Source organism: Peribacillus sp. NPDC096448, assembly GCF_044762675.1.
GTDB lineage: Bacteria > Bacillota > Bacilli > Bacillales > DSM-1321 > Peribacillus > Peribacillus frigoritolerans_B.
In genome coordinates this window covers 19,145-45,999 of record NZ_JBIWEU010000024.1, presented here as the reverse complement: position 1 = coordinate 45,999, position 26,855 = coordinate 19,145, and the positions used below count along the sequence as shown (strand labels likewise).

Genomic DNA, 26,855 nt, shown 5'->3' with positions numbered 1-26,855 from the left:
GAAGAAATGTTTGACTTGCTCATTTGCTTTTTTGATAGTGTGTGCTCACTTAAAATTTAACGTTGGCGCTTTGTTTTGTTCAGTTTTCAAAGAGCGATTTTTGTCGTCCATTTGGAAACGACTTTAATAATATATCATCTATATTATTTTTCGTCAACAACTTTATTCTTTCGCTGTCGACTTAGTTATTATATCTAGTATCAGGAATAAAAGCAATAGTTATTTTAAAATAAATAATATACATCAATTCATAGATTTCAAATACTATGATTTTACCCCTGATCAAGAAGAAAAAGCTTACATTGCAAGAGTAAACTTTTTCTTTAAACATTATAGTATTTCTTCTATATATAATTCACGATTAATCCCCAAATTGATAATTTGCTCACTATCCATCACCTTTATGACCGGTCTTGTTTGCGAGCCGGCATCAATAAAAATGATTTCAGCGATGAATCCATTGTTCAGTTTGACCCTGCTTCCTATGGAAAAATCAGCGAAGCTTGATAACAAGGTTTTAACTACCGCAATATCAAATTTACCAAAGTCGTCATGTAAGATCATTTCTAATACCTTAAACGGTGACTGTTTCTTTCTATATGTCCTTTCGGAAGTCATGGCGTGAAATACATCTGCAACAGCAATGATTTTTGAGAATAAGTTCATGGGCTTTGATTTCAATCTTTTGGGATAACCCGTTCCATCTAACCTTCCATGATGCTCTAGAACGGCTATCTTCACACTATCCTTAATGATGGAACTGTCCTTGATCATCTTGTAGCTGAAAATGGGATGAGCATGTATCTCCTCATAATCATCTGCCGTCAGGCTTTCCCTTTTATTTAATAACCTTGGTGGCAGCTTCGCCATCCCACAATCTGCCAGGCATCCGCCAATTGCAGCTTGGTAGACATCTGCCCTATTGCATTTCATTTTATATGCAATATATCCTCCTATCAATCCAATGGAAATAGCATGATGATATACATAGTCTTCCTTATTGCAATAGTTGTGCAGCATCAAAATGTTTCCTGGTTCCTCTAAAGCCTTGTCCATAAGGGGAATCATGATGAAACGAATCATGGCCACCTCGACTTTACTGCCTGCCTGCCAATTTTTAAATAATCGTTTATATTTTTGTACTGACTTAAGATACAAATCCGTAAAATCCGATGACTCTCCCATTTCATGCAATTCTGGATCTATTACTTCTTTCGGCAGAAATGTCTTTCCATCGATCAAAGTTTTTTCAACGCTCACCTCTGTTATTAAAAAAGCTTGCAATGCCTCAATTAACCGCGTGGTCAATATTGTTTTTTCATACATTATGGGGCGGTTCGAAAGACCTCTAATCTCTTTAGAGAGGATGCAGCCTTCGATTAAATAGCGAGTTTTCACTAGCAAAACGTTTCACCTCGGTAGTATTAATGAGTATCAGTTTACTTGAAAAAGATGGTAAAAATCATCTTAATTATGATTAAATACCTAAAAAAAATCAATTCATTAGTAAAGTTCCCTAAAATACGCGAGTCTTTTTACCTACACCCGACCATTCTTGATATCATTTTGAAATCCAGCTAATGCAAAAAAAAAAGACCCAGCTTAATTGCTGGATCTACAGTTTTTTACGGTTTATACAATTTGAGAGTTGCTCGCTTTCCGCACACCCGCTCCAATCACCTTTGTTTTAACCTTTTATAGAACCCTTTGCCTAAAGTCTTCATTGTTTTAAAAATAGAATTAATAAAACTTTAACTTTAGACTAAAATTCAAAGGGAATTTCAAAAGGAGTTCGGAATTTTAATACCGAACTCCTTTTTTATGAAAAGATTATTCTTCCGTATCTTTTTCAGTATCTTCATTTTCTTCAATTACAGTAGGTTCGGGATCAGAATCCGGATCTAGAGTTGTTACCGTCTCTATATCCATGTCTTTTTCTTCTTCTTCTTCCCTTCCTACGATGGCCACCGTAGAAACATATTCATTATCTGCGGATTCGAGTCGGATGAGCTTAACACCCTGTGTATTACGGCCCGTTTTAGAAATGCCTTCGACTTCCATTCGGATCAATACACCAGCTGCTGTAATCAGCATCAAATCTTCATCTTCACCCGTAACTGTTTTCACGGCTATAAGTTCACCATTTTTCTCAGTGACATTACATGTTTTTATTCCTTTGCCTCCACGGCTTTGAATGCGGTACTCTTCCGCAGAGGTCCTTTTTCCATAACCGTTTTTCGTAACGATCAGGACTTCTTCATCATCTTCAAGAATTTCCATTCCGACAACTTCATCATTCGTCCCTAAGGAAATCCCTTTCACTCCCGCTGCAGTACGTCCCATTGTCCGTACATCCGTCTCAGGGAAACGAATCATCATTCCGGACTTCGTTCCAATTATGATCTGTTTCTCCCCATTCGTAAGTCGGACAGAGATCAATTCATCATCTTCACGTAAACCTAAGGCAATTAAACCATTATTTCGGATATTTGCAAATGACGACAAAGGTGTACGCTTTGATATCCCAAGTCTGGTCGTGAAGAATAAATACCAATCGTCCGCAAATTCCTTCACCGGTATGATTGCGTTGACCCACTCGCCTTTATCGACTTCCAACAAGTTGATAAGCGGCAATCCTTTTGCCGTCCTGCCAAATTCAGGTATTTCATATCCTTTTGAACGATAGACTTTACCTTTGTTGGTGAAGAATAATAGAGTGTCATGAGTCGAAGTGGTTAACAAGTGACCGACAAAGTCATCTGTATTCGTTCCCATACCCTGTATTCCGCGTCCCCCGCGTTTTTGACTGCGGTATGTGGTTGCAGGCAAGCGTTTAATATAACCGTTATGCGTAAGTGTCACGATTATATTTTCCTCTGGGATTAAATCTTCATCTTCCAGGCTTTCAAAGCCAGCTAATGTGATTTCAGTTCTCCGTTTATCATCAAAACGTTCTTTAATTTCAAGAAGCTCTTCACGGATAATTTCAAGAACTTTTTCCTCATCAGCAAGAATCGCTTTATATTCTGCAATTATAGCCATTAATGCCTGATATTCATCTTCGATTTTTTCACGTTCCAGACCTGTCAAGCGCTGTAATCGCATATCCAGGATAGCTTGCGCCTGTTTTTCGGAAAGTGAGAATTGTGTCATTAAGCCTTCACGGGCAATATCTGTCGTTTGGGAACTGCGGATCAACGAAATGACTGCATCCAAATTATCAAGGGCTATGCGCAAACCTTCTAAAATATGGGCACGGGCCTCCGCTTTCCGCAGTTCGAATTCAGTCCTGCGCCGTATGACTACCTGCTGATGCTCCAAGTAGTAGCGCAGGCATTGTTTTAAATTCAGCACCTTTGGCTGACCGTCCACCAAAGCAAGCAGATTGATTCCGAAGGTGGTCTGCATCGCGGTATGCTTATACAGGTTGTTTAAAAGGACATTCGCATTAACATCCTTTCGAAGCTCCATGACAATACGCATACCATTGCGATCCGATTCATCCCGTAAGTCGGTGATGCCTTCGATTTTCTTATCTCGGGCAAGTTCTGCGATTTTTTCAATCAATCTTGCTTTATTCACTTGATAAGGGATTTCCTTAACAAGGATTACCTGTTTACCATTCGGTTTCTCTTCAATCTCGACTTTCGCCCGTTGAATGATTGACCCTTTACCGGTTTCATAGGCCTTTCTGATTCCGCTTCTCCCTAAAATCAAACCGGCTGTCGGAAAGTCCGGACCAGGAATATATTCCATCAACTCTGGAATTGTAATCTCAGGATTCTTGCTTAAAGCCAATACGCCGTCAATTACCTCACCTAATTGATGGGGCGGAATATTAGTTGCCATTCCTACCGCTATTCCTGATGAACCATTCACCAACAAGTTCGGGAAACGGGCAGGCATGACGGCTGGTTCTCTTTCTGAACCATCGTAGTTATCCTGGAAATTGACCGTATCTTTATTTAAGTCCCGGAGTAACTCCATCGAGATTTTCGACATTCTCGCTTCGGTGTACCTCATTGCGGCAGCTTGGTCACCATCGACCGAACCGAAATTCCCATGACCATCTACAAGCATATAGCGATAGTTAAAAGGTTGCGCCATCCGTACCATCGTTTCATATACTGCCGAATCACCATGCGGGTGATATTTACCGATTACTTCCCCGACAATACGGGCTGATTTCTTAAATGGTTTATCCGAAGTCATTCCAAGATCGTTCATTGCATAAAGAATTCTTCGGTGTACCGGTTTCAAACCGTCCCTTACATCAGGCAAAGCCCGCGACACGATAACGCTCATCGCATAATCCAAAAACGATGTCCGCATCTCGGTACTTATATTTATTTCTTTAACACCTGATCTTTCATTTTCTGACATGGAGCCAACCTCCTATTAAAAGCTTATACTCTCATTTAAGTTTATCTGTTCGTGCACTATTTAAAGAACAGGATGTAAAAAGCATCCTGTCAAAAATCAGATATCAAGATTTTTTACATAAATTGCATTTTCTTCAATGAAGTTACGTCGCGGTTCCACCTTATCGCCCATCAGCATCTCGAAAGTTTCATCAGCCTCGGCAGCATCTTTCAAACTGACTTGAAGCAGCGTTCTCGTTTCAGGGTTCATCGTCGTCTCCCACAATTGCTCCGGATTCATTTCCCCCAGCCCTTTATAACGCTGCAGGTTAGGCTTGGGAGTACTTGGCAAACTTGCCATGATTTCTTCAAGCTCGCGGTCATTATAAGCATAATCCACTTTTTTTCCTTGCTGGATCTTGAAAAGTGGCGGCTGAGCAATATATATATAACCATACTCGATGATTTTTCGCATGTACCGGTAGAAGAATGTCAACATCAGTGTTCTGATATGGGCACCATCCACATCCGCATCGGTCATGATAACAATTTTATGGTATCTAGCCTTTTCAATATTGAATTCATCACCAATGCCTGTTCCAAGCGCTGTGATGATCGTACCTATTTCCTCATTGTGCAGGATTCTATCCAATCGCGCCTTTTCAACATTCAGGATTTTACCCCTTAGCGGCAATATGGCTTGGAAATGGCGGTCCCGTCCTTGTTTTGCCGAGCCTCCCGCAGAGTTTCCTTCAACGATGTACAATTCGCTGATACCCGGGTCCTTAGAAGAGCAATCCGCCAATTTCCCCGGTAGATTGGATACTTCCAAAGCACTTTTCCTCCGGGTCAATTCACGTGCTTTCTTCGCTGCCAAACGGGCTCTCGCCGCCATTTGCCCTTTATCTACAATTTTTCGGGCCACTGCAGGATTTTCATATAAGAAGGCATCAAGCCTTTCCGAAAGAATGGAATCAGTAACCGTCCTCACTTCAGAGTTTCCGAGTTTGGTTTTCGTCTGACCTTCAAATTGCGGATCGGGATGCTTAATCGAAATGATTGCCGTTAAACCTTCCCGGACATCTTCACCCGAGAAATTGGAATCCGCTTCTTTTAAAAGACCATTTTTCCGTGCATAATCATTGATGACACGGGTCAAAGCAGTCTTGAATCCTGATTCATGTGTACCGCCTTCATAGGTATGGATATTATTGGCAAAAGAAAAGACATTACTGATATAGCTGTCATTATATTGCAGAGCCAATTCAACAGAGATGCCATCTTTTTCGCCTTCCATGAAAATCGGTTCCTCATGCAATACCTCTTTTGAACGGTTCAAATGCTCGACATAGGATTTGATGCCGCCCTCATAGTGAAACTCCCTGATTTTCTCTTCTTCTTCACGTTTATCTTCAATGATCAGTTTCAAGCCTTTATTCAGGAATGCAAGCTCACGGATTCGTGTGGCTAATGTATCGAAATCATATTCCAAGGTTTCCGTGAAGATTTCACCATCAGGAATGAAGTGTACAGTCGTTCCGGTATGATCGGTTTCCCCGATGATTTTCAAATCCTCTTTTGGGATACCGCGGTTAAATTGCTGATAATGGATTTTCCCTTCACGATGAACGTACACTTCCAACACCGTGGATAAGGCATTAACCACTGATGCCCCCACACCATGCAGACCGCCGGAGACCTTATAACCCCCGCCGCCAAATTTACCGCCTGCATGGAGGACCGTCATGATTACTTCCACAGCCGGGCGTCCCATTTTTTCATGGATGCCCACTGGAATTCCCCGACCATTATCGACTACGGTTATGCTATTGTCTTCTTCGATCGTCACTTTGATTTCCGTACAGAAACCAGCTAGTGCCTCATCAATACTGTTATCGACAATTTCCCAAACAAGATGGTGAAGTCCTTTTGCAGCGGTGGAGCCGATATACATCCCCGGACGTTTACGAACTGCTTCTAAGCCTTCTAAAACCTGTATCTGATTCTCATCGTATGCCTGAGCTTGTACTTCTTTTTGTTCCATTGTCATACGTATCACCTACACTTTTCTTTTGGCATTTATCAATTTTCAGGAGTAATTATAACGTTTAGCTACAATTCAAAGAATATCTATATCATCGATTAAGAGCGATGGCTGCAGTGAACGCTTTTTCAAAGTGGACGACGCAAGCGGTGAATAATATACCTGTTTGTCCGTCACTACAATCGATTTAACCGAGTTTTTTGCTAAATGGTAAGTTACATCGGACTTTTTCTCCAAAAATTCACTCATGATCGGAGAGGCCTGAAGCAGCTTCTTATCTAAAATGGCTATGACATCGTCCGTTTTCACAAGAATGTCTTCACCAATGTGGAGATACATACATTCACCTCATCATTTAACCTTTTTTATACTTCCTTGACTAACATAAAAGGTGGACGCTTCTCTTAGCGTTTGATGATCGATTCCATCAACGGAGGGTGTCGTCACAAATGTTTGCACTTTCCCTTGTATCGTATTCAGTAAATGGGATTGACGGAAATCGTCGAGTTCCGATAACACATCATCCAATAATAAAATGGGATACTCGCCGATTTCTTCATGGATCAGCTCAATTTCGGCAAGTTTCAAAGACAGGGCAGTCGTACGCTGTTGTCCTTGTGAACCATATGTCTGGACATCACGGTCATTCACAAAAAAAACCAGGTCGTCACGATGAGGACCTACCAGTGTAACACCCCGTTCAATTTCCCTTGTTTTTATTTTATCAAATTTTTCTGTGTATACTTCTATCATTTTCGTCAAATCCATAGATTCTGATACATCAAGCGACGGTTTATATTGGATTTTCAATACTTCTAGATTTCTGGAGATCCCCGAATGAATCGGCTCTGCCCATTGCTGGAGCTTTAAAAGAAACTCGTACCTTCTTTCGACAATTTTCGCTGCATACTGAATAAATTGATCTGTCAGCACGTCAAGCATCGTCGTATCCGTTTGTTTCCGGGTCTGCAGAAGCTTTAAGTAATGATTTCTTTGTTGAAGTATTTTATGATATTGGCTCATATCATGAAGGTATACGGGAGAAACCTGGCCAATTTCCATATCTATAAAACGGCGTCTGACTAGAGGACTTCCCTTTACAAGGTTAAGATCCTCAGGCGCAAACATGACCACATTCATATTTCCGACATATTGACTCAACTTTCTTTGTTCAATATGGTTGCACTTCGCCTTTTTCCCTTTTTTTGAAATGGTCAGCTCAAGTGGTATTGAGGTATTTCTCTTTCTAACTCTTCCTTCTATTTTAGCATACTCTTCATCCCAGCGAATAAGTTCTTTATCATTTGAGGTCCGATGGGATTTTGCCATTGCTAAAACGAAAATGGATTCCATGACATTTGTTTTTCCTTGAGCATTTTCGCCAAGGATTACATTGACTTTATTCTCAAAAGTCAGATTCAATTCGGTATAGTTGCGGTAATTTTTCAAACTTATATTTTCAATATACATATTCCGCTCTTCCCTTATGTTTTAGCTTGTAATTGTGTAGGTGCCAAATCCAGGAATCTCTATTTTATCACCTGATCTTAATTTTCTGCCTCTTCTCACGTCTAATTCGCCATTAATGTAAACCTCGTATTCACTTAAGAACCATTTCGCCATTCCGCCGCTTTGGATCAAATCGGCCACTTTCAGGAATTGTCCAAGCGTAATATATTCAGTATTGATTTTTATGGAGTCCATTCATGCCTCACTCATTTCTAAGTAGTCTTTAATATTTCATTTTACTAAATTAATCCCATTAAGACAAAGTATAGCTTTTTGAGTTCCTGTTTTTAGCGATTCAGAGTCCCGTACAGAATTGAAAAAACGCCAAAAATCCTTTGGAAACCCATGTTTAAATACAAAAAAATTAAAGACCTGCTATACAAGCCTTTAATTTTTTTGAAATATTATTTTAGCTTAATAAGTCCTTACCGGGAGAATTAATTGCAGCATGGAATCATCATGTAGCGGACGAATGACAAACGGACGCATTGCACCTGTGAAATTAATTTTTATATCGGAACCTTCCAATGCCTTTAGAGCATCCATTACAAATTTGGCACTGAATGAGATCTTCAGGTCTTCACCTTCAATGGCTTCTGCCTGAACCTCCTCAATTACTTTACCAATTTCAGGAGTATTGGAAGAGACTTCGATTATACGGCCTTCCAAGGTTGTCAATTTGACGACATTATTTCTTCCTTCTCTCGCCAATAAAGAAGCCCTGTCGATCGCTTGAAGGAAATCCTTGGTGTGAACAGTCACATCGGTTTTGCTATCCGATGGAATCAAGCGTGATGTATCAGGATAATTCCCTTCAAGCAGTCTTGAGAAGAATAATAAATTTTCAGCTTTGAAAAGTACTTGGTTTTCGGTAATGACGATTTCAATGAGTTCGTTCGTATCATCTAGGATTTTACTTAACTCATTCAGACTTTTACCTGGGATTACAACGCTATAGGTCCCGTTAATTTTATTTTCTATTTTGGCTGTTCTCATTGCAAGCCTATGACTATCTGTTGCAATACAGGTCAATTCGTCATCTTGAACCTTTAAGTTTACACCTGTTAAGATGGGGCGTGTTTCTGACGTGGACACTGCAAACCCAGTTTGGCGGATAAGGGTCTTTAAAAGGTCCGTTGGAAGCTTGAAAATATTTTCTTCTTCAATGATCGGAAGATGTGGATATTCCTCAGGATCCAGCCCATTTAGATTAAATTCAGCTTTTCCCGAGCGAATAATCGTTTGAAAGTTATTCTCCACTTCAATTTCTACAGTATCCATCGGCAGCTTTTTGACAATTTCACTGAAAAAACGGGCATTCAGGACAATACCGCCGCTGCTTTTAACTTCAACAATCTCATCTCCATCAACCTCAGCGGGAATGAATGATTGGATGGAGATATCAGAATCACTACCTGTTAGGGTGACCCCCTCGCTAGTAACGCTTATCTTTATCCCCGTTAGAATCGGAATCGTCGTCCTTGATGTGACTGCTTTCATTACTTCTTGGACACTATGAACTAATCGATCTCTTTGGATTATAAATCTCATGTTTCATCCTCCAATTTTTTATTGCCGAATAGGCATATTTATTAATAATTTTTATTAAAAAAGATAGTAGTAATAGTAGTAGGTCCTGTTGATATGTGGATAAGTCCACTCAACCTAAGGAAAAACAGTCTATCCACATGTGGACAGACTGTGTGTAAGTAGTCGTCAGTTATTCACATTATCCAGAATCTATTATACCCTCAGCTGGTCCTGGATTTCTTTAACCTGACGTTGAAGCTGGGTGTCCGTTTGCATGAGTTTGGAGATTTTTTCATGCGCATGGATAACGGTCGTATGATCACGGCCCCCAAATTCATCACCTATCTTGGGCAGGGATGAGTCCGTTAACTCCCTGGAAAGATACATGGCAATCTGTCTTGGAAAGGCAACTGATTTAGTCCGTTTTTTCGCCTTGAAATCCTCAAGTTTGACACTATAATGTTCACCGACCGTCTTCTGGATTTCCAAGATGGTGATTATTTTAGGTTTTGAGCTAGGGATGATGTCTTTTAATGCTTCAGCTGCCAAATCCGCATTTATATCTTTATTAATCAATGAAGAATAAGCGACGACACGAATAAGTGCACCTTCAAGCTCACGAATATTGGAATCGATTTGGTTGGCAATATAGAGCATGACTTCATTCGGGATGTCAAGACCCTCAGCTTTTGCCTTTTTACGCAATATGGCAATCCGCGTTTCCAGATCAGGAGGTGTGATATCCGTGATCAAGCCCCATTCAAACCTTGAACGGAGGCGATCCTCGAGTGTAGGTATCTCTTTTGGCGGGCGGTCACTCGAGATGACGATCTGTTTGCTTTCTTCATGCAGCGCATTGAATGTATGGAAAAACTCTTCTTGAGTTTGTTCTTTTCCCGCAAGAAATTGAATATCATCAATTAATAAAACATCCACACTTCGGTATCTATCACGGAATTCCCCAGCTTTATTGTCCCGGATTGAGTTGATGAATTCATTCGTGAACTTTTCAGACGATAAATAAACGACCTTTGCATTCGGATTATGCTCAAGAACATAATGCCCGATTGCATGCATTAAATGAGTTTTTCCAAGACCTACGCCCCCGTAAATGAATAAGGGATTATAGGCTTTGGCCGGAGCTTCTGCGACAGCGAGAGACGCGGCATGGGCAAAACGATTGCCGGAGCCGATGACAAATGTATCGAAGGTATTTTTCGCATTCAGCATATGCTGTGGAAATGCAGCATGCTCTTTATCCTGTTTTTTTATCTTTTTAGGCTGAACAGGAACGGCAAAATCATCATCTTCTTGATTGGGGGGAATGATGAATTTCGCTTCCAATTCCTCACCGGTAAGTTCAAACAATACATCGGAAATAAGATGGGAATAGCGTTCTTCAAGCCAATCCCTGGCAAATTCATTGGGAGCGGTGACTGTTAATGTATCACCTTGCAGTAAATAAGCCTTGGTTGATTTAAGCCAAGTTTCAAAGCTTGGTTTACTGATTTTCTTTTCGATTTTTCCGAGCGCCTGGTTCCAGAGGCTATCGATGTTATCCAAACTTATCCCTCCTTTGCAAAAAATTTTTAATAATTGTATCTAAATGTATAGGCACAAATAAACTCATCGATTGCCGTCTTTATATTAATTTTGACAGCAAAGGTTCGGTGAGCTGTATAAGGGATTTTTGTGTTGTGTAATATGGAGTGCCCAAAACTATATCTTGCGCTGTACAACCTTTGTACAGACTACATCTGGTGAGCCAGTGTAGATTTGAATGTTTATTCATCAACAGGTATTTTAAGAAATATATAATAAAGAAGAAAAAAGGGTTTTCGACAATATCCACCATCTGTGGACAGATTGATATACACAGGTCGGATAAACTATCCACAAGTTATACACAGTCTGTGGATAAACGTTGCCTGTTGATAAAGTTATTCAGAGTGAAAACACAAATATAATATCAGAAATTCAGGCGTCTTGCAATGGGTTAGAAAACTTTATCCACAACTTACCGAGCTTGTGGGAAAAACTTTTCCACAGGCTATTGTTATGTGCAAAAGTCTATAAAATGGGATGTGGATAGAAAAAAACATGTCGAATTTTATCCACAGACCGTGATTATAGGCTCGAATTAATTCGATTTGAACCAAGTTGTTCAAGCTGATGACCTGCATGGAGAAAGATCGAAAATGATTCAGGTTCATTCTTATTATTTGTCGAATGGTGTGCCGCAAGGGAGGATTCCTTGCGAATTCTATTTGTGCTCATGGATAAAATGATGGAAATTTTCCTTTCCCCAAAAATTTCTATATCAGTTCGGAGCAAAATCATTTACAATAGGCTAGGTAGTAAAAAAAGGCCTACTGGACATTGAGCATTAAAAAAAGAAATATTTTTTATGGATGAGGTTGACAAGTAGATACCTCCATCTATATAATTGTAAAGACTGTCTTTAACTGTTATTCCTCAGGGAGGTGTCATATAATGAAAAGAACTTATCAACCGAATAACCGCAAACATAGTAAAGTTCACGGTTTCCGTGCACGTATGAGCACGAAAAACGGACGTAGAGTAATCGCTGCACGTCGCCGTAAGGGCAGAAAAGTATTATCTGCATAGACCACTGAAAAGTCTCAGTGGTCTTTTTTCGCAAAATAAGGGATTTGCTGAGACTCAATTCATGTAATGAAGGTGTAAAAATGAAAAAAAAGTTAAGGATTAAGAAAGAGGATGAATTTCAGCTTGTGTTTAAAAAAGGTGAATCTTCTGCTAATCGGCAATTCGTTGTCTATGTCCTTGAAAAGCCTGGTCAGGATTATTTCAGGATCGGCCTTTCTGTCAGTAAAAAAATCGGGAACGCCGTTGTAAGGAACCAAATCAAAAGATACATACGGCAAGCGTTTTTGGAATTGAAAGAAGATATAGAAGAGGGTAAGGATTATATTGTGATTGCTCGAAAACCAGCGGCGGAGATGGACTTTTTCCAGGTGAAAAGCAGCTTGATACATGTCCTGAAACGTTCTAAATCACTAAACTTTAAAATGAAAAAACAATAAAGTCCCCTCAATATCGAATAAGCACTCCTCGGATCATGTGGTTACTTTGTAAGATGACATAGAAAATTCCGATTGTAACTGTGGAAAAAGTGGATTACTTTTCCTTGAAATCTGCTAATAAACAGTTCACAATTGTTTCAAAAAAGATTGATTGCAGTTAGGAGGAAATTACGGTTGAAAAAACGAATATTACTCATTATTGGACTAGCCTCGATAATGATGCTGTTGGCAGGGTGTACGGAAATTAAAGAACCTATTACTGCGGATAGTGAAGGTTTTTGGAATTCATACATTGTCTATCCATTATCAGCCCTGATCATCTGGCTTTCCGAAGCATTTGGCGAGAACTATGGTTTGGGAATCATCGGCGTTACACTAATCATTCGCTTGGCATTACTTCCATTAATGATCAAACAGGTGAAAAGCTCGAAAGCAATGCAGGCCATTCAGCCTGAAATGAAAGAACTTCAAGCTAAATACAGCTCAAAAGATGCTGCCACACAACAAAAACTACAGCAAGAAACAATGGCTCTATTTTCGAAATATAATGTGAATCCATTGGCGGGATGTTTGCCGATATTGGTGCAAATGCCGATTTTGATCGGATTTTACCATGCAATCAGCCGTACGGAAGAAATTGCTTTACATAGTTTTCTTTGGTTTGATTTAGGTTCCCCGGATCCTTATTATATTTTACCGGTCGTTGCAGGTATCACCACTTTTATCCAGCAAAAGATGTCCATGGTTGGAATGAACTCCAATCCACAAATGGCTGCACAAATGACGATGATGCTTTACATCATGCCAATCATGATTGTTGTATTTGCTATTAATTTCCCCGCTGCTCTTTCTCTTTACTGGGTAGTTGGTAACCTTTTTGGTATCGTTCAAACATATTTCATCAAAGGTCCGGATCTTAGAAAAGCAGCTGCGGAAAACGCGGGAGGGGCAAAGAAAAAGTGAAAAAAGTGACTGCTACAGGACAATCTGTCGAAGAAGCAGTAAATTTAGCTTTAGCTCAACTGAACAGCACTAAGGATCGCGTAGAGATTGAAATAGAAGATGAAGGCAAAAAAGGATTTTTTGGTTTATTTGGTGCAAGGAAGGCTATCGTCCATGTGACATTGCCTCCAGATCCCATTGAAGAGACACTTGGATTTTTGAAGAATGTCTGCGTGGAAATGGGAGTCAATGCACAAATTGATGTCACCCGTAAAGGTAAGAACGTAACATTTCATTTATCAGGTGATAAAATTGCATTATTGATTGGAAAAAGGGGTCAAACGCTAAATTCACTTCAGTATTTAGCACAGCTGGTAGCAAATCGATATTCGAAGCAGTTTTTGAATATTACCGTAGATGCAGAAGATTATCGAAATCGCCGCAATGACACTTTAATCCAATTGGCTGAAAGAATGGCAAATAAAGCCATGAAAACAGGTAAAGCTGTTTCACTCGAGCCGATGCCATCCTATGAACGGAAGGTCATCCATAATGCCCTCTTGGATTATCCAAAAATAAAAACAACCTCAAGTGGGACTGAGCCGTATCGTCACTTGGTCATTACTCCACTTAAATGAACCTTCTGCTTTTAAGCAGGGGTTCTTTTTTTTAGGCCGTGATATCGTTGTATGTCGAATATTTTTTTTACAAAGTTTCAATTCAACAATAAGCGACATATTTCTTTTTATATTCTCTTGAGTCGAAAAGGGAATGGAAGAAAATGAAGCGGGCGATATTTGTTATTCACATGTGGATAAGTTAAAATGGGTGGTACAGAATATGGATTAACTGCATGTGGATAACTCTTGGAAGGAAGGAGTATCTACTTTTTTTCATGATTATACTGTGGTATTGTAGTAATTTAGGGATTCGACGATTTTATTATCAGAAAAAAATAGAACCATCAATATATAAGAGGTGAAAGCATGGAATTCGATACAATCACCGCTATCTCAACTCCCTTAGGGGAAGGGGCAATCGCCATCGTTAGAATCAGCGGTGATGAGGCCATAGAAATAGCCGACAGGATCTTTAAAGGACCAGGTGGAAAAGGATTGCTTGAAGTGAAATCACATACGATTCATTATGGCCACCTTATCCAGCCTAAAACAGGTGAAATCATAGAGGAAGTCATGGTTTCGGTCATGATGGGTCCAAAGACATTTACAAGGGAAGATGTAGTTGAAATAAATTGTCACGGTGGAATCGTTTCGGTCAATCGGGTACTGCAGCTTATTCTCTCACAAGGTGCTCGTTTAGCGGAACCTGGTGAATTTACGAAACGGGCTTTTTTGAACGGCAGGATCGATCTTTCTCAAGCTGAGGCCGTTATGGATTTAATCCGTGCTAAAACGGATAAAGCCATGAATGTTGCATTAGGTCAAATGGAAGGCCGGCTTTCGAAATTAATCCAAAATCTGCGTCAAGAAATTTTACAGACCCTCGCTCAAGTCGAGGTAAATATAGATTATCCGGAATATGATGATGTCGAAGAAATGACGCATCGTTTATTTTTGGAAAAGGGCAGGTTTGTGAAGAATGAAATCGAGAAACTGCTTCACACGGCCCAACAGGGGAAAATACTTCGGGATGGGCTTGCGACTGTAATCATAGGTCGCCCTAATGTCGGAAAATCTTCTTTGCTTAACAGCTTAGTTCATGAAAATAAAGCGATCGTCACTGATATTCCAGGTACAACACGTGACGTTATTGAAGAGTATGTCAATGTTCGCGGTGTACCGCTTAAACTTGTCGATACAGCAGGAATTCGCGAAACGGAAGACATAGTTGAACGAATTGGAGTTGAACGGTCTCGTGCAGTATTAAAGGAAGCTGATTTAATATTGCTTGTTTTGAACTATTCCGATGATTTCACTACTGAAGATGAGAAACTATTTCAAGCGGTTGAGGGAATGGATGTTATCGTCATCATCAATAAAACAGACCTTCCACAAAAAATCGATATGGAAAAGGTTAAGGAAAAGGCGGCATCCCATAAAGTTGTTACGACTTCATTACTGGAAGATCGAGGGGTCGATGAATTGGAAGAAGCCATCGCTTCTTTATTTTTCGAAGGTTCTTTAGAAACGGGAGACCTGACCTATGTTTCCAATGCAAGGCATATAGCTTTGCTGGGACAGGCATTACAGTCTATCGAAGATGCAATCGATGCTATTGAAATGGGTACGCCGGTTGATTTGGTTCAAATCGATTTCACGAAAGCCTGGGAGCTGCTTGGAGAAATCATTGGTGAAAGCGTTCAGGATAATTTGATCAACCAATTGTTCTCTCAATTTTGTTTAGGAAAATAAGCGTAAAAGGAGGAAAAGGATATGCAATACGAAGCAGGTAGCTATGATGTCATTGTTATTGGTGCCGGTCATGCTGGCAGTGAAGCAGGTCTTGCAGCTGCAAGAGTCGGAGCTAAAACGTTGATGATCACCATTAACTTGGATATGGTCGCCTTTATGCCATGCAATCCCTCCGTTGGCGGGCCGGCAAAAGGGATAGTCGTTAGGGAAATTGACGCTTTAGGCGGAGAAATGGGAAGGAATATCGACAAGACCCATATTCAAATGAGGATGCTCAATACGGCAAAAGGTCCGGCTGTTCGTGCGCTGCGGGCACAGGCAGATAAATTTCTCTATCAGCAAGAAATGAAAAAGACGATAGAAGACCAAGAAAATTTGACATTAATTCAAGGAATGGTAGAGGAATTAATTGTTGAAAACAACGTATGTACGGGTGTCATCACTAAAACAGGCGCGGTATACCGTGCGAAAACTGTCGTAATCACGACGGGAACATATTTACGCGGTGAAATCATTTTAGGGGAACTGAAATATTCAAGCGGCCCTAATAATCAGCAGCCTTCCATCAGGCTTTCTGAACACTTGGAGCAGTTAGGATTTGATTTGGTCCGTTTTAAAACAGGAACGCCGCCACGTGTGAATAGTTCTTCCATAGATTACAGCAAAACGGAAATTCAGCCTGGCGATGAAGTGCCGCGTGCATTTTCTTATGAAACAACAAAGTTCATAACGGATCAATTGCCATGCTGGTTAACCTATACGAATGAGGGGACACATCAGCTCATTGATGAGAATCTACACCGTTCACCAATGTATTCCGGAATGATTAAAGGGACCGGACCGCGTTATTGTCCATCGATAGAAGATAAAGTCGTTCGTTTTAATGATAAACCACGGCATCAAATCTTCCTGGAACCTGAAGGTCGCAATACAAAGGAAGTTTATGTGCAAGGTTTATCCACCAGTCTGCCTGAAGATGTACAAGTGAAAATCCTGCAAACAATTCCGGGACTTGAAAAGGCGGAAATGATGCGTGCTGGATATGCAATTGAATATGATGCTATCGTTCCTACGCAGCTATGGCCTACACTTGAAACGAAGAAAATCAAAAATCTTTATACTGCTGGCCAAATTAACGGGACATCCGGCTACGAGGAAGCAGCAGGACAAGGTTTGATGGCAGGTATTAATGCAGGATTGAATGCAATGGGGAAAGAAGAACTGATTTTAAGCCGTTCGGATGCCTATATTGGCGTTCTCATAGATGACCTTGTAACGAAAGGCACGAATGAACCATACCGATTGCTGACTTCACGTGCAGAATATCGTTTATTATTGCGTCATGATAATGCCGATCTACGCTTAACGGAAATTGGATTCAATATCGGAATGATCAAAGAAGAACGCTACAATCGTTTCCTTATGAAAAAAGAAGCGGTTGAAATGGAAAAGGAACGACTGAAATCAAACTTCATCAAACCGACCAAAGAGGTACAAGAAGTCATTACTGCAAGTGGCGGCAGTGAGTTAAAGGATGGAATCCGTGCCTCCGATTTATTGAAAAGGCCTGAAATGGATTATTCCCATATTCAGAAGTTGGCGCCAAGTGATGTCGAACTGAGTGAAGAAGTGACGGAACAGGTCGAAATCCAGATCAAGTATGAAGGATACATCGAAAAATCCTTGCAGCAGGTCGATCGCCTGAAAAAAATGGAGAATAAAAAGATTCCAGAGAATATCGATTATGATGCAATTTCTGGTCTTGCAACGGAAGCACGTCAAAAATTAAAGCAGGTCCACCCGCTATCAGTAGCTCAGGCTTCAAGAATTTCCGGTGTGAATCCCGCTGATGTTTCCATTTTGCTTGTTTATTTGGAACAAGGTAAAATTGCCAGAGTATCTCAGTAACGGAAATACCCGAAAAGGATTGAAAAAACATGAATATTGAACAGTTCCAACAAGCACTGCTGGAGAAAGGGATCGAGCTTTCTCCTCAACAGCTTGATCAGTTTGACACGTATTATCGATTATTGGTGGAATGGAACGAAAAGATGAACTTAACAGCCATCACTGATAAAGAAGAAGTTTATCTTAAGCATTTTTATGATTCAATCAGTGCAGCCTTCTATTTTGACTTTAACGAATCATATCGAATTTGCGATGTCGGGGCTGGAGCTGGATTTCCGAGTATTCCATTGAAGATTTGTTTCCCTGATATCCACGTCTCGATTGTGGATTCCTTGAACAAGCGAATTTCCTTTTTGAATCATCTTGCGGATTCCTTACAATTAAAGGGAGTTTCCTTTTATCATGACCGGGCGGAAACCTTCGCCCAAAAACAGGAGCATCGCGAATCCTATGATATTGTCATGGCGAGGGCTGTAGCCAGGATGTCGGTTTTAAGTGAACTATGTTTGCCGCTTGTTAAACTGGATGGGACGTTCATTGCCATGAAAGCGGCTAGTGCACAAGATGAAATGGACAATGGGAAGAAGGCCATTTTTACGTTAGGCGGAGAAATCGAAGAAATTCATCCTTTCACATTGCCAGAGGAAAATAGTGAAAGAAACATCATTACTGTGAAAAAAGTGAAGAAGACTCCTAAAAAATACCCAAGAAAACCAGGGACACCGAATAAGCAGCCTATTGAATAACCTCTGTACGATGCGCATGTTTTCATAGTAAGCGCAGATGATTCAGATATATATGGCTGGTACTTGCCCTTATTTTCTTTTACTATAAAAGTATGACCTTATTATTTTCACTTAATACTGCATTGTCCAACGAGGGGCATTTTCGGTACAGGTTAAAACGTGTGCACTTAGCTTGCTGATTCAGGGAAATAATTTTGGGAAAGCCAGCTGATATTTATAATAACTGGCCGTCCATTCCTCATAATTGCCTTGATGGCGCCAGTCGACATGTTTTTTACAGTGAAGGGCCATATGTATAACCATGTCGGGAAATGTATGCAGGACTTGTCCTTTAAATAGAGAATATGTTATTTGGGAGTTTTAAAAGGTGGTGTAGGAAGATGAAGCATCCTTTTTCGCGGTTCTTTGGGTTTGGCGAAAAAGAAGAAGAGCAACTAGAGATGGAGACACCTAGCAATAATAATGAAGAGATAAGAAAAATTTCCATTTCTGATATTGTGCCTAATCGATTTCAACCAAGGACCGTTTTTAATGACGATAAAATTGCCGAATTGGCTCAAACGATCCATACACATGGGATCATTCAACCAATTGTAGTAAGGGCTTATGGTCAGGGGAAATATGAAATCATTGCAGGTGAGCGTCGTTTCCGGGCCATGCAAAAGCTTGGCTGGGAATTGGCACCTGCCATAATCAAAGATTTCACCGATACAGAAACGGCTTCCGTTGCGCTGATAGAAAACCTTCAGCGTGAAGAACTGACACCGATTGAAGAAGCTTTGGCTTACGGAAAACTATTGGAGCTGCATAGTTTAACCCAAGAAGCTCTGGCACAAAGACTGGGAATAGGTCAATCTACCGTGGCAAATAAGCTTCGGCTGCTTAAGCTGCCACAAGAGGTTCAGGATGCACTTCTTCAAAAGCAAATTACGGAACGCCATGCCCGCTCGTTGATACCGTTAAAGAGTCCTGAAAAGCAGTTGAAACTGCTTTTGGAAATCATCGAAAAAGGGTTAAACGTCAAGCAGACCGAAGAGCAGGTCGTCAAGCTCTTAACGGGTACTGTGCAGAAGCCGAAACCTAAGCGAAAAGCGTTTAGCAAAGACATGAGGATTGCCGTTAATACCATACGCCAATCACTCAGTATGGTTACAGACAATGGAATAAATTTGGATGCAGAGGAAGAAGAATTCGAGGAGTATTATCAGTTCACGATTAAAATACCCAAGAAAAAAACTTGATTCCCTATCCTTAGCCCGCTTGGTAGTCTCCGATTACCAAGCTTTTTTTATTTTCTCTCCAAAACTGGCTTTTTCCACTTATAAAAACCCCGGAATTTTAATGTTTTTAGATATATTTCAAATTTTAAGAGGAATTTCAGAAAACGATTTCTTCCAGTAACATTCATGATAAAATAGAAAGAAATAAATGGATTTACGGTAAAAATCAATAGATATAGCGTCAGGAAGATAGTCGAAAGCAGGTGAATTCGTGGGTAAGATTCTCGCCATTGCCAATCAAAAGGGCGGTGTTGGAAAAACGACAACTTCTGTCAGTCTAAGTGCTTGTCTTGCATACATAGGACAGAAAGTCTTATTGGTCGATATTGATCCGCAGGGAAATGCGACAAGCGGTGCAGGTATTGACAAAGCGGATGTGGAACAATGTATTTATGATGTATTGGTTGATGATGTTGAGGCCAGTACCGTTATCATGGAAACAAAGGTAGAAAACCTATATGCTATACCTGCGACAATTCAACTTGCAGGTGCAGAAATTGAACTTGTTCCAACCATCTCAAGGGAAGTCCGATTAAAAAGGGCGTTAGAAGAGGTGCAAAGCCAATACGATTACATTGTGATTGACTGCCCTCCATCATTGGGTTTGCTTACGCTTAATGCCCTAACGGCTGCCGATGCTGTTTTGATTCCGGTACAATGTGAATATTATGCATTGGAGGGTTTGAGTCAACTATTGAATACGGTCCGACTCGTCCAAAAGCATTTGAACCATGATTTGAAAATCGAGGGTGTGCTATTGACGATGTTGGATGCAAGAACAAATTTAGGTCTCCAGGTCATAGAAGAAGTCAAAAAATACTTTCAGGATAAAGTCTATCAAACCATCATTCCCCGCAATGTCCGGTTGAGTGAGGCACCAAGCCATGGAGAACCGATAATTATATATGATCCAAAGTCACGAGGAGCGGAGGTCTATCTAGAATTGGCAAAGGAAGTGGTATCAAATGGCTAAAGGGCTTGGCAAAGGACTTAACGCACTTTTCAACAGTGGGGAGATCAGTAAAGATGAAATCGTGCGCGAAATCAAATTAAGGGAGTTAAGGCCAAATCCTTATCAGCCCCGAAAGAGCTTTCGACTTGAAGCTATAGAGGAATTAAAGCAATCCATCATGGAGCATGGGATATTACAGCCGATTATTGCCCGGAAAAGTATTAAGGGATATGAAATCGTGGCTGGTGAAAGGCGTTTCCGTGCTGCCAAGGAGGCTGGTTTAAAGACAGTTCCGGTCGTTGTGAGGGAATTGAGTGAACAGCAGATGATGGAACTGGCCATTTTGGAAAACCTGCAACGGGAGGATTTGAATCCGATCGAGGAGGCTGCAGCTTATCAAACGCTCCTTGAAAAATTGGAATTTACCCAGGAGCAGCTGGCCAACCGGCTGGGTAAAAGCCGACCCCATATAGCAAACCATGTTAGATTACTATCTTTGCCTGAAGGGATTAGGAGATATATCTCCGACGGGGAAATTTCCATGGGTCATGGCCGGGCATTGCTAGGTTTAAAGAAAAAAGAGATGCTTAAGCCGGTAGTGGATAAAATCCTCAAGGAAGGTATGAATGTCAGACAGCTAGAGCAATATATACATCAATTGAATGATACCGTTTCACGTGAAACCAAACCTAAGAAACAAGAGAAAAAAGATATCTTCATAAAGCAACGGGAGACAAGTCTGCGTGAAAGACTAGGAACGAGCGTAACGATCAAACAAAGCAAGAAAAAAGGTAAGATAGAAATAGAATTCTTTTCAAAAGAAGATTTAGAGAGAATTTTGAACTTGATCGATCAAGAGAACCTTTCCTCTTAGATCCCCTTATGAAAAGATCATGAAGACATATGCAGAAAATTAGGTGGATGAGATGGTATTATTAGGGGCTTTGGTGAATGGTGCCTGCATTTTAATCGGTTCGATTTTAGGAAGGTTTTTACAACATATACCTGAAAAGATAAAAGAAACGGTCATGAGCGGTATCGGTTTGGCCGTGATGGTCTTAGGGTTACAGATGGGGTTTAAAAGCGATAATTTCCTTGTTGTCATTTTAAGTATTGTCGGCGGGGCTGTCCTGGGTGAATGGATGAATCTTGAGGGCAGGCTCAATTCTTTAGGCAATTGGATTGAACGCAGGATGAAAGCAAAGGAAGGAACCTCGATATCTCAGGGGTTTGTAACGGCTACTCTCATATTTGGGATTGGGGCGATGGCCATTATCGGTGCCCTGGATAGCGGTATCAGGAATGATCATGACGTCTTGATAACAAAAGCGATAATCGATGGATTCACAGCACTGGTCCTCGCCAGCACGCTAGGCATAGGTGTACTTTTTTCAGCATTTCCGATCATTATTTATGAGGGATTCCTGGCGGTTTTTTCAAGGCAGATCAATACGATGATCCCAACTGCTTTAATGGATTCCTTCATATTGGAAATGACGGCAACTGGGGGAGTCATGATTTTGGCAATTGGTTTGAATATTATCGGTGTCACCAAAATCAGGGTCGCGAATCTGCTTCCGGGCATAATGATCACTGCCATTTTGGTTACTTTCATGTATTATGTATAAAAAAAGAAGGAAGGGGATGGCCCCTTCCTTCTTTTTTATGATAGCAAACACCGATCAAAGGGTTTTTTCTTGCTTGAATGCCCATGTGAAAGGAGTGATGGAAGGTTTTATTGGATAATGTTTTTGTGCTTCATAAATCCCCTCGGCAATGGTTTTGGCCATTTTTAGCACAAGATTAAGACGCGTGTTCTGCAAGACCATGAACTCCATGAATCCACTTACATTCACAATTCCTGTAATATGGGCATTTCCGACGGAAGGAAGATCTTTATTGACCCCGGCACCTGGCTTGACTGGTCCCTGGCCGATCTGAACGATGCCGACGCTTTTCATTTTTCCCAAGCAAGCATCGATTCCGACTATAAAGGCATTGGCATGAATCTTTTTAATTTCATTTAATTTTTCCTGTAAATTCATCGCATGTATAGGGTCATCCAGAGTACCATAAACATGGAATGAAGAAGAACTGTTTTCAGCCTTTTCACTAAGCAGTGTGCCGACAAGTGGTCCGAGTGAATCGCCTGTGGAACGGTCTGTGCCTATGCAGACGATGACGATTGGTTGAAGCTTTCCTGTTGGTAGGAGGTTGATTAATTCCTGGGAAATTTGTTTGGATGCATCCGTATCTTCATGCAGGATGCGACTCAATCTATTTTTATTATTATTAAATAGACTAGAATTCAGATTCATCGGCTCAACTCCTTTACTTTATTTGGTATTACAGTATACGGATAAAAAGGGGAAAATATACGGTATTTAACATGATGGATGGGGGAATTTTTTGTATAACATTCAAACAGGTGAAGGGGATATGAATTGACGTTATCCTCTACCAATTGCTTTCATCTATACTTTCTAGTAAATAATCTTGAATATTTGGTAAAAAATTTCTAATTGTATTAACTATATACCCATAATTTTTTTGTCCAGAAACCATTATTTATTGATAAAATAGAGAAAATCTCTCTAATTCATGGTTACCTCCACGCACGGGGGGAGAGGAATACGTCGAAGAAATAAAAGTTGTTATTTACATTAGGCAGGAGGAAAATATGGACCGCATATATGATAACGTTACAAAAGAGATATTGGATGAAAGGATATGGCTGCTGATGGGCGAGGGCATTATTAAAATCTTCCTTGTTCTGCTGTTATCGCGTATTATTATTACAATAGGAAAGACTATTCTGAATAAATTTTTCAAAGCACGTTTAAGAAGTCCCATTCGGGTATCGGAACGCAGGGAAGCGACACTCATTAAATTGCTGGAAAATATCATTACCTATGTCATCAATTTCATTGCCTTGTTGATGATCCTGGAGATTCTTGGACTTCATGTAATGCCATTACTCGCTGGTGCTGGTGTTCTCGGTTTGGCCATTGGGTTTGGTGCACAAAGTTTGGTCAAGGATATAATTACCGGGTTTTTCGTTATTTTTGAAGATCATTTCTCGGTTGGGGATTATATTAAAATCAATAATTTTGAAGGGGAAGTCATTGAAATCGGGCTTCGTACGACGAAAATTAAAAGCGGTGCAGGTGAATTGCACTTCATACCAAACGGCAGCATCATCCAGGTTACGAATTATTCGATTTTAAATAGTATGGCTATTGTTGACGTGACCATACCTAACGATGGATCGACCGAGCGCGCTGAGAAGGTGCTGATTGATCTTTTAAACAGTATGGAAGGCAAATACGAAGCCTTGATCAAAGCACCTGAATTTTTGGGAATTGAAAAAATCAGTCCTGAAGAAATCGTCTTTCGGATTAAAGCGGAAACAAAGCCGATGCATCACATTGAGATCAGTAGGATATTAAGAAAAGAAATAAGTGCTGCGCTTGATTCAAGTGGGATTAAATCTACGTACAATGGCAGCGAGTCATAGAATTGGGGGGGGCTCATGGTTATGGAAGAAAAGGAATTTGCACTTAAGGATATTGTGGAAATGAAGAAACCACATCCCTGTGGAGTGAATAAGTGGAGAATTATACGGATCGGAATGGATATCCGGATAAAATGTGAAGGATGCGGTCATAGCGTGATGCTGCCTCGACGTGAATTCGCGAAGAAAATGAAAAAAGTTCTGCAAAAGCATGAGGAGTGATCATGCTTTTTTTTGAGTGAAAGTAGTCTGGCGTTTCTCATGATTTACTTGTCTTTTTAGGAAGCGAAATCTATAATTGGGAAAGGTTTAGGTAATTGGATGGTCTTAATAGTAGATCAGTTCTTTTCCCCATATGTACGAATCATCTTGAAGGAGTGAAATATAAATGGCTTTAACAGCTGGTATAGTCGGTTTGCCTAACGTAGGTAAATCCACTTTATTTAATGCAATTACTCAGGCAGGTGCGGAATCTGCCAACTATCCTTTCTGTACGATCGACCCGAATGTCGGGATTGTGGAAGTGCCAGATCACCGTCTGCAAAAATTGACTGAATTGGTAAAACCGAAAAAAACGGTTCCGACAGCATTTGAATTCACGGATATCGCCGGGATTGTAAAAGGAGCAAGTAAAGGAGAAGGATTGGGTAATAAATTCCTTTCCCATATCCGTCAAGTGGATGCAATTTGTCAAGTCGTCCGTTGTTTTGCAGACGATAACATTACCCATGTTTCTGGAAAAGTAAATCCAATCGATGATATCGAAGTCATTAACCTTGAATTGATCCTTGCCGATTTGGAATCTGTTGTCAAACGCATCGACCGTGTCGGAAAAATGGCCAAGCAAAAAGATAAAGCCGCTGTGGCAGAACATGAAATCCTTGTGGCTTTAAAAGAAGCATTGGAAGATGAAAAGCCTGCACGTACCGTCGAGTTTACTGAAGAGCAGCAAAAAATCGTGAAGGGCATGCATTTACTTACAGCGAAGCCGACGCTTTACGTGGCGAACGTGAGCGAAGATGAAGTGGCGAATGCAGACGATAATGAATATGTACAGCAAGTTCGTGAATATGCCGCTAAGGAAAATGCCGAAGTAATCGTGATTTGTGCCAAAATCGAAGAAGAAATTGCAGAGCTTGAAGGTGAAGAAAAGGAAATGTTCCTATCTGAACTTGGTATCGAGGAGTCAGGTCTTGATCAGTTGATCCGTGCTTCTTATAATCTGCTTGGATTGGCAACATACTTTACAGCTGGTGTACAGGAAGTGCGTGCTTGGACATTCCGCAAAGGAATGAAAGCCCCTCAATGTGCCGGCGTCATTCACACGGACTTCGAACGCGGTTTCATCCGTGCCGAAACGGTTTCTTATACCGATTTACTTGAAGCGGGCAGTCATGGTGCCGCAAAAGAGGCGGGTAAAGTTCGTTTGGAAGGAAAAGAATACATCGTTAACGATGGCGATGTCATCCATTTCCGTTTTAACGTTTAAGAACCAAAGACCCTACCATTCCATATGTAGGGTCTTTCAGTTTGTCGACAAAAGAAGTTGATTGGAACGGAAGGTAAGAGTCTCCTGCGGGAAAAGCGGGTGCCTGAAGTGGAAATCAACGGTCATTAGATTACAATTAATTGTAATAAGTCGAACCGTGCGTTGCAAAGCCTCTATAACTATGCTATAATTTTATCTTGTGAGTAATTATAAATAATTGCTCCTTGCCCAATTGGGCCGCTTAGACCAAAAGGAGGTGACAGTGATGAGAAAATACGAAATTATGTATATCATCCGTCCAAACATTGAGGAAGAAGCTAAAAAAGCTTTAGTTGAACGTTTCAACACAATCCTTTCTGATAATGGTGCGGAAGTAGAAGCAAAAGAATGGGGTAAACGCCGTCTTGCATATGAAATCAATGATTTCCGTGATGGTTACTACATGCTTCTTAAAGTTAACGCTGAAAGTGCTGCGATTCAAGAATTCGATCGTCTTGCTAAAATCAGTGAAGACATTATTCGCCACATGGCTACTAGAGAAGAAGTTTAATTCGATATTAATATAAATTCTAATCTTGTTTCACATGAAACAAGCTTGAAACCTAGGGGTTGATTCTGATGATGAATCGCGTAGTTTTGGTAGGACGCTTAACTAAAGATCCTGAATTACGATATACACCTAATGGAGTTCCTGTAGCTACCTTTACTTTAGCTGTGAACCGTAGTTTTACGAATCAGCAGGGTGAACGTGAAGCGGATTTCATTAACTGTGTAGTTTGGCGTAAACCGGCAGAAAATGTAGCTAACTTCTTGAAAAAGGGCAGTTTAGCTGGCGTGGATGGACGTGTCCAAACACGTAATTATGAAGGACAAGACGGCAAACGCGTATATGTGACGGAGATTCTGGCTGAGAGCGTTCAATTCCTTGAACCACGAAGCAGTTCAGCGGGTGAAAGAAATGAAGGCGGTTCTTACGGTGGAGGTCAAAGAAGTTATGGAAATAACGGAAATGACAACAATTCGTATGGACAAAATCCAAATCAGAATCAACGGAGCAATAACAACTACACTCGTGTAGATGATGATCCGTTTGCAAATGCCGGTAAGACAATCGACATTTCAGATGACGATCTTCCGTTTTAA

At 40.5% G+C, this 26,855-nt stretch carries 25 protein-coding genes; 16 read left to right on the top strand and 9 right to left on the bottom strand.

What is annotated here, in order from left to right:
* Positions 1-330 precede the first annotated feature (330 nt).
* The 8 genes from ACIQ0C_RS24430 to dnaA all read right to left on the bottom strand — a co-directional run bounded on the left by ACIQ0C_RS24430 (position 331) and on the right by dnaA (position 11,007).
* Entirely contained in the window at positions 331-1,398 is a 1,068-nt protein-coding gene (locus tag ACIQ0C_RS24430; protein WP_403064811.1) for an HD-GYP domain-containing protein, read from the bottom strand.
* Between the two features lie 432 nt (positions 1,399-1,830).
* The gene (gene gyrA, locus ACIQ0C_RS24425; protein WP_403064805.1) at positions 1,831-4,383 is read right to left on the bottom strand and encodes a DNA gyrase subunit A; all 2,553 of its coding nucleotides are present in this window, start codon (positions 4,381-4,383) and stop codon (positions 1,831-1,833) included.
* Positions 4,384-4,479: 96 nt separating this feature from the next.
* Complete coding sequence (gene gyrB / locus ACIQ0C_RS24420; protein WP_403064808.1) at positions 4,480-6,405, bottom strand: DNA topoisomerase (ATP-hydrolyzing) subunit B; 1,926 nt, start codon at positions 6,403-6,405, stop codon at positions 4,480-4,482.
* A gap of 75 nt (positions 6,406-6,480) precedes the next feature.
* Positions 6,481-6,744 carry an extracellular matrix regulator RemB gene (gene remB / locus ACIQ0C_RS24415; protein ID WP_101223983.1) on the bottom strand — a complete coding sequence of 88 codons (264 nt, stop codon included), beginning with the start codon at positions 6,742-6,744 and terminating at the stop codon, positions 6,481-6,483.
* Positions 6,745-6,756: 12 nt separating this feature from the next.
* The gene (recF, locus tag ACIQ0C_RS24410) at positions 6,757-7,875 is read right to left on the bottom strand and encodes a DNA replication/repair protein RecF (RefSeq protein ID WP_048687943.1); all 1,119 of its coding nucleotides are present in this window, start codon (positions 7,873-7,875) and stop codon (positions 6,757-6,759) included.
* Positions 7,876-7,896: 21 nt separating this feature from the next.
* Positions 7,897-8,109 carry a S4 domain-containing protein YaaA gene (yaaA, locus tag ACIQ0C_RS24405; protein WP_402835498.1) on the bottom strand — a complete coding sequence of 71 codons (213 nt, stop codon included), beginning with the start codon at positions 8,107-8,109 and terminating at the stop codon, positions 7,897-7,899.
* Between the two features lie 219 nt (positions 8,110-8,328).
* Entirely contained in the window at positions 8,329-9,465 is a 1,137-nt protein-coding gene (gene dnaN / locus ACIQ0C_RS24400) for a DNA polymerase III subunit beta (RefSeq protein WP_101223982.1), read from the bottom strand.
* Positions 9,466-9,657: 192 nt separating this feature from the next.
* Positions 9,658-11,007, bottom strand: coding sequence for a chromosomal replication initiator protein DnaA (gene dnaA, locus ACIQ0C_RS24395; RefSeq protein ID WP_034316187.1), 1,350 nt, complete (start codon positions 11,005-11,007; stop codon positions 9,658-9,660).
* A gap of 930 nt (positions 11,008-11,937) precedes the next feature.
* Between dnaA and rpmH the strand changes: the two genes are divergently transcribed.
* The 11 genes from rpmH (at position 11,938) to ACIQ0C_RS24340 (ending at position 22,337) form a co-directional block, all read left to right on the top strand.
* Positions 11,938-12,072, top strand: a complete 135-nt coding sequence (rpmH, locus tag ACIQ0C_RS24390) for a 50S ribosomal protein L34 (RefSeq protein ID WP_034316183.1) — start codon at positions 11,938-11,940, stop codon at positions 12,070-12,072.
* A gap of 80 nt (positions 12,073-12,152) precedes the next feature.
* Complete coding sequence (rnpA, locus tag ACIQ0C_RS24385; protein WP_063234313.1) at positions 12,153-12,509, top strand: ribonuclease P protein component; 357 nt, start codon at positions 12,153-12,155, stop codon at positions 12,507-12,509.
* A 174-nt stretch (positions 12,510-12,683) separates the two neighbouring features.
* Entirely contained in the window at positions 12,684-13,472 is a 789-nt protein-coding gene (spoIIIJ, locus tag ACIQ0C_RS24380; RefSeq protein WP_063234312.1) for a YidC family membrane integrase SpoIIIJ, read from the top strand.
* Positions 13,469-14,089, top strand: coding sequence for an RNA-binding cell elongation regulator Jag/EloR (gene jag / locus ACIQ0C_RS24375; RefSeq protein ID WP_402835499.1), 621 nt, complete (start codon positions 13,469-13,471; stop codon positions 14,087-14,089). The genes spoIIIJ and jag overlap by 4 nt, the downstream gene beginning before the upstream one ends.
* A gap of 348 nt (positions 14,090-14,437) precedes the next feature.
* Positions 14,438-15,823 carry a tRNA uridine-5-carboxymethylaminomethyl(34) synthesis GTPase MnmE gene (mnmE, locus tag ACIQ0C_RS24370; protein ID WP_403064802.1) on the top strand — a complete coding sequence of 462 codons (1,386 nt, stop codon included), beginning with the start codon at positions 14,438-14,440 and terminating at the stop codon, positions 15,821-15,823.
* A gap of 21 nt (positions 15,824-15,844) precedes the next feature.
* A complete protein-coding gene (gene mnmG, locus ACIQ0C_RS24365) occupies positions 15,845-17,731 on the top strand; it encodes a tRNA uridine-5-carboxymethylaminomethyl(34) synthesis enzyme MnmG (RefSeq protein ID WP_403064799.1) in 1,887 nt (628 codons plus the stop codon).
* Positions 17,732-17,760: 29 nt separating this feature from the next.
* The gene (gene rsmG / locus ACIQ0C_RS24360) at positions 17,761-18,477 is read left to right on the top strand and encodes a 16S rRNA (guanine(527)-N(7))-methyltransferase RsmG (RefSeq protein ID WP_402835502.1); all 717 of its coding nucleotides are present in this window, start codon (positions 17,761-17,763) and stop codon (positions 18,475-18,477) included.
* Positions 18,478-18,857: 380 nt separating this feature from the next.
* Positions 18,858-19,718 (top strand): nucleoid occlusion protein, encoded by an 861-nt coding sequence (gene noc, locus ACIQ0C_RS24355; RefSeq protein WP_034316169.1) that lies wholly within the window; start codon positions 18,858-18,860, stop codon positions 19,716-19,718.
* 250 nt (positions 19,719-19,968) lie between these two features.
* On the top strand, positions 19,969-20,730 hold the full coding sequence (locus tag ACIQ0C_RS24350; RefSeq protein ID WP_402835503.1) for a ParA family protein: 762 nt from the start codon (positions 19,969-19,971) through the stop codon (positions 20,728-20,730).
* Positions 20,723-21,583, top strand: a complete 861-nt coding sequence (locus tag ACIQ0C_RS24345) for a ParB/RepB/Spo0J family partition protein (RefSeq protein ID WP_403064796.1) — start codon at positions 20,723-20,725, stop codon at positions 21,581-21,583. The genes ACIQ0C_RS24350 and ACIQ0C_RS24345 overlap by 8 nt, the downstream gene beginning before the upstream one ends.
* 52 nt (positions 21,584-21,635) lie before the next feature.
* The gene (locus tag ACIQ0C_RS24340; RefSeq protein ID WP_402835505.1) at positions 21,636-22,337 is read left to right on the top strand and encodes a DUF554 domain-containing protein; all 702 of its coding nucleotides are present in this window, start codon (positions 21,636-21,638) and stop codon (positions 22,335-22,337) included.
* 54 nt (positions 22,338-22,391) lie between these two features.
* Here ACIQ0C_RS24340 and yyaC read toward each other — a convergent pair whose 3' ends face one another.
* Positions 22,392-23,027 (bottom strand): spore protease YyaC, encoded by a 636-nt coding sequence (yyaC, locus tag ACIQ0C_RS24335; RefSeq protein ID WP_402835506.1) that lies wholly within the window; start codon positions 23,025-23,027, stop codon positions 22,392-22,394.
* Between the two features lie 362 nt (positions 23,028-23,389).
* Here yyaC and ACIQ0C_RS24330 point away from each other — a divergent pair, with 362 nt between their 5' ends.
* From ACIQ0C_RS24330 to ssb, 5 genes are all read left to right on the top strand, one after another.
* A complete protein-coding gene (locus ACIQ0C_RS24330) occupies positions 23,390-24,226 on the top strand; it encodes a mechanosensitive ion channel family protein (protein WP_403064793.1) in 837 nt (278 codons plus the stop codon).
* A 21-nt stretch (positions 24,227-24,247) separates the two neighbouring features.
* The gene (locus ACIQ0C_RS24325) at positions 24,248-24,445 is read left to right on the top strand and encodes a DUF951 domain-containing protein (protein WP_076368501.1); all 198 of its coding nucleotides are present in this window, start codon (positions 24,248-24,250) and stop codon (positions 24,443-24,445) included.
* A gap of 166 nt (positions 24,446-24,611) precedes the next feature.
* Positions 24,612-25,712, top strand: coding sequence for a redox-regulated ATPase YchF (ychF, locus tag ACIQ0C_RS24320; protein ID WP_076368500.1), 1,101 nt, complete (start codon positions 24,612-24,614; stop codon positions 25,710-25,712).
* A gap of 265 nt (positions 25,713-25,977) precedes the next feature.
* Positions 25,978-26,262 carry a 30S ribosomal protein S6 gene (rpsF, locus tag ACIQ0C_RS24315; protein ID WP_034316153.1) on the top strand — a complete coding sequence of 95 codons (285 nt, stop codon included), beginning with the start codon at positions 25,978-25,980 and terminating at the stop codon, positions 26,260-26,262.
* 68 nt (positions 26,263-26,330) lie between these two features.
* Entirely contained in the window at positions 26,331-26,855 is a 525-nt protein-coding gene (ssb, locus tag ACIQ0C_RS24310; protein ID WP_403064790.1) for a single-stranded DNA-binding protein, read from the top strand.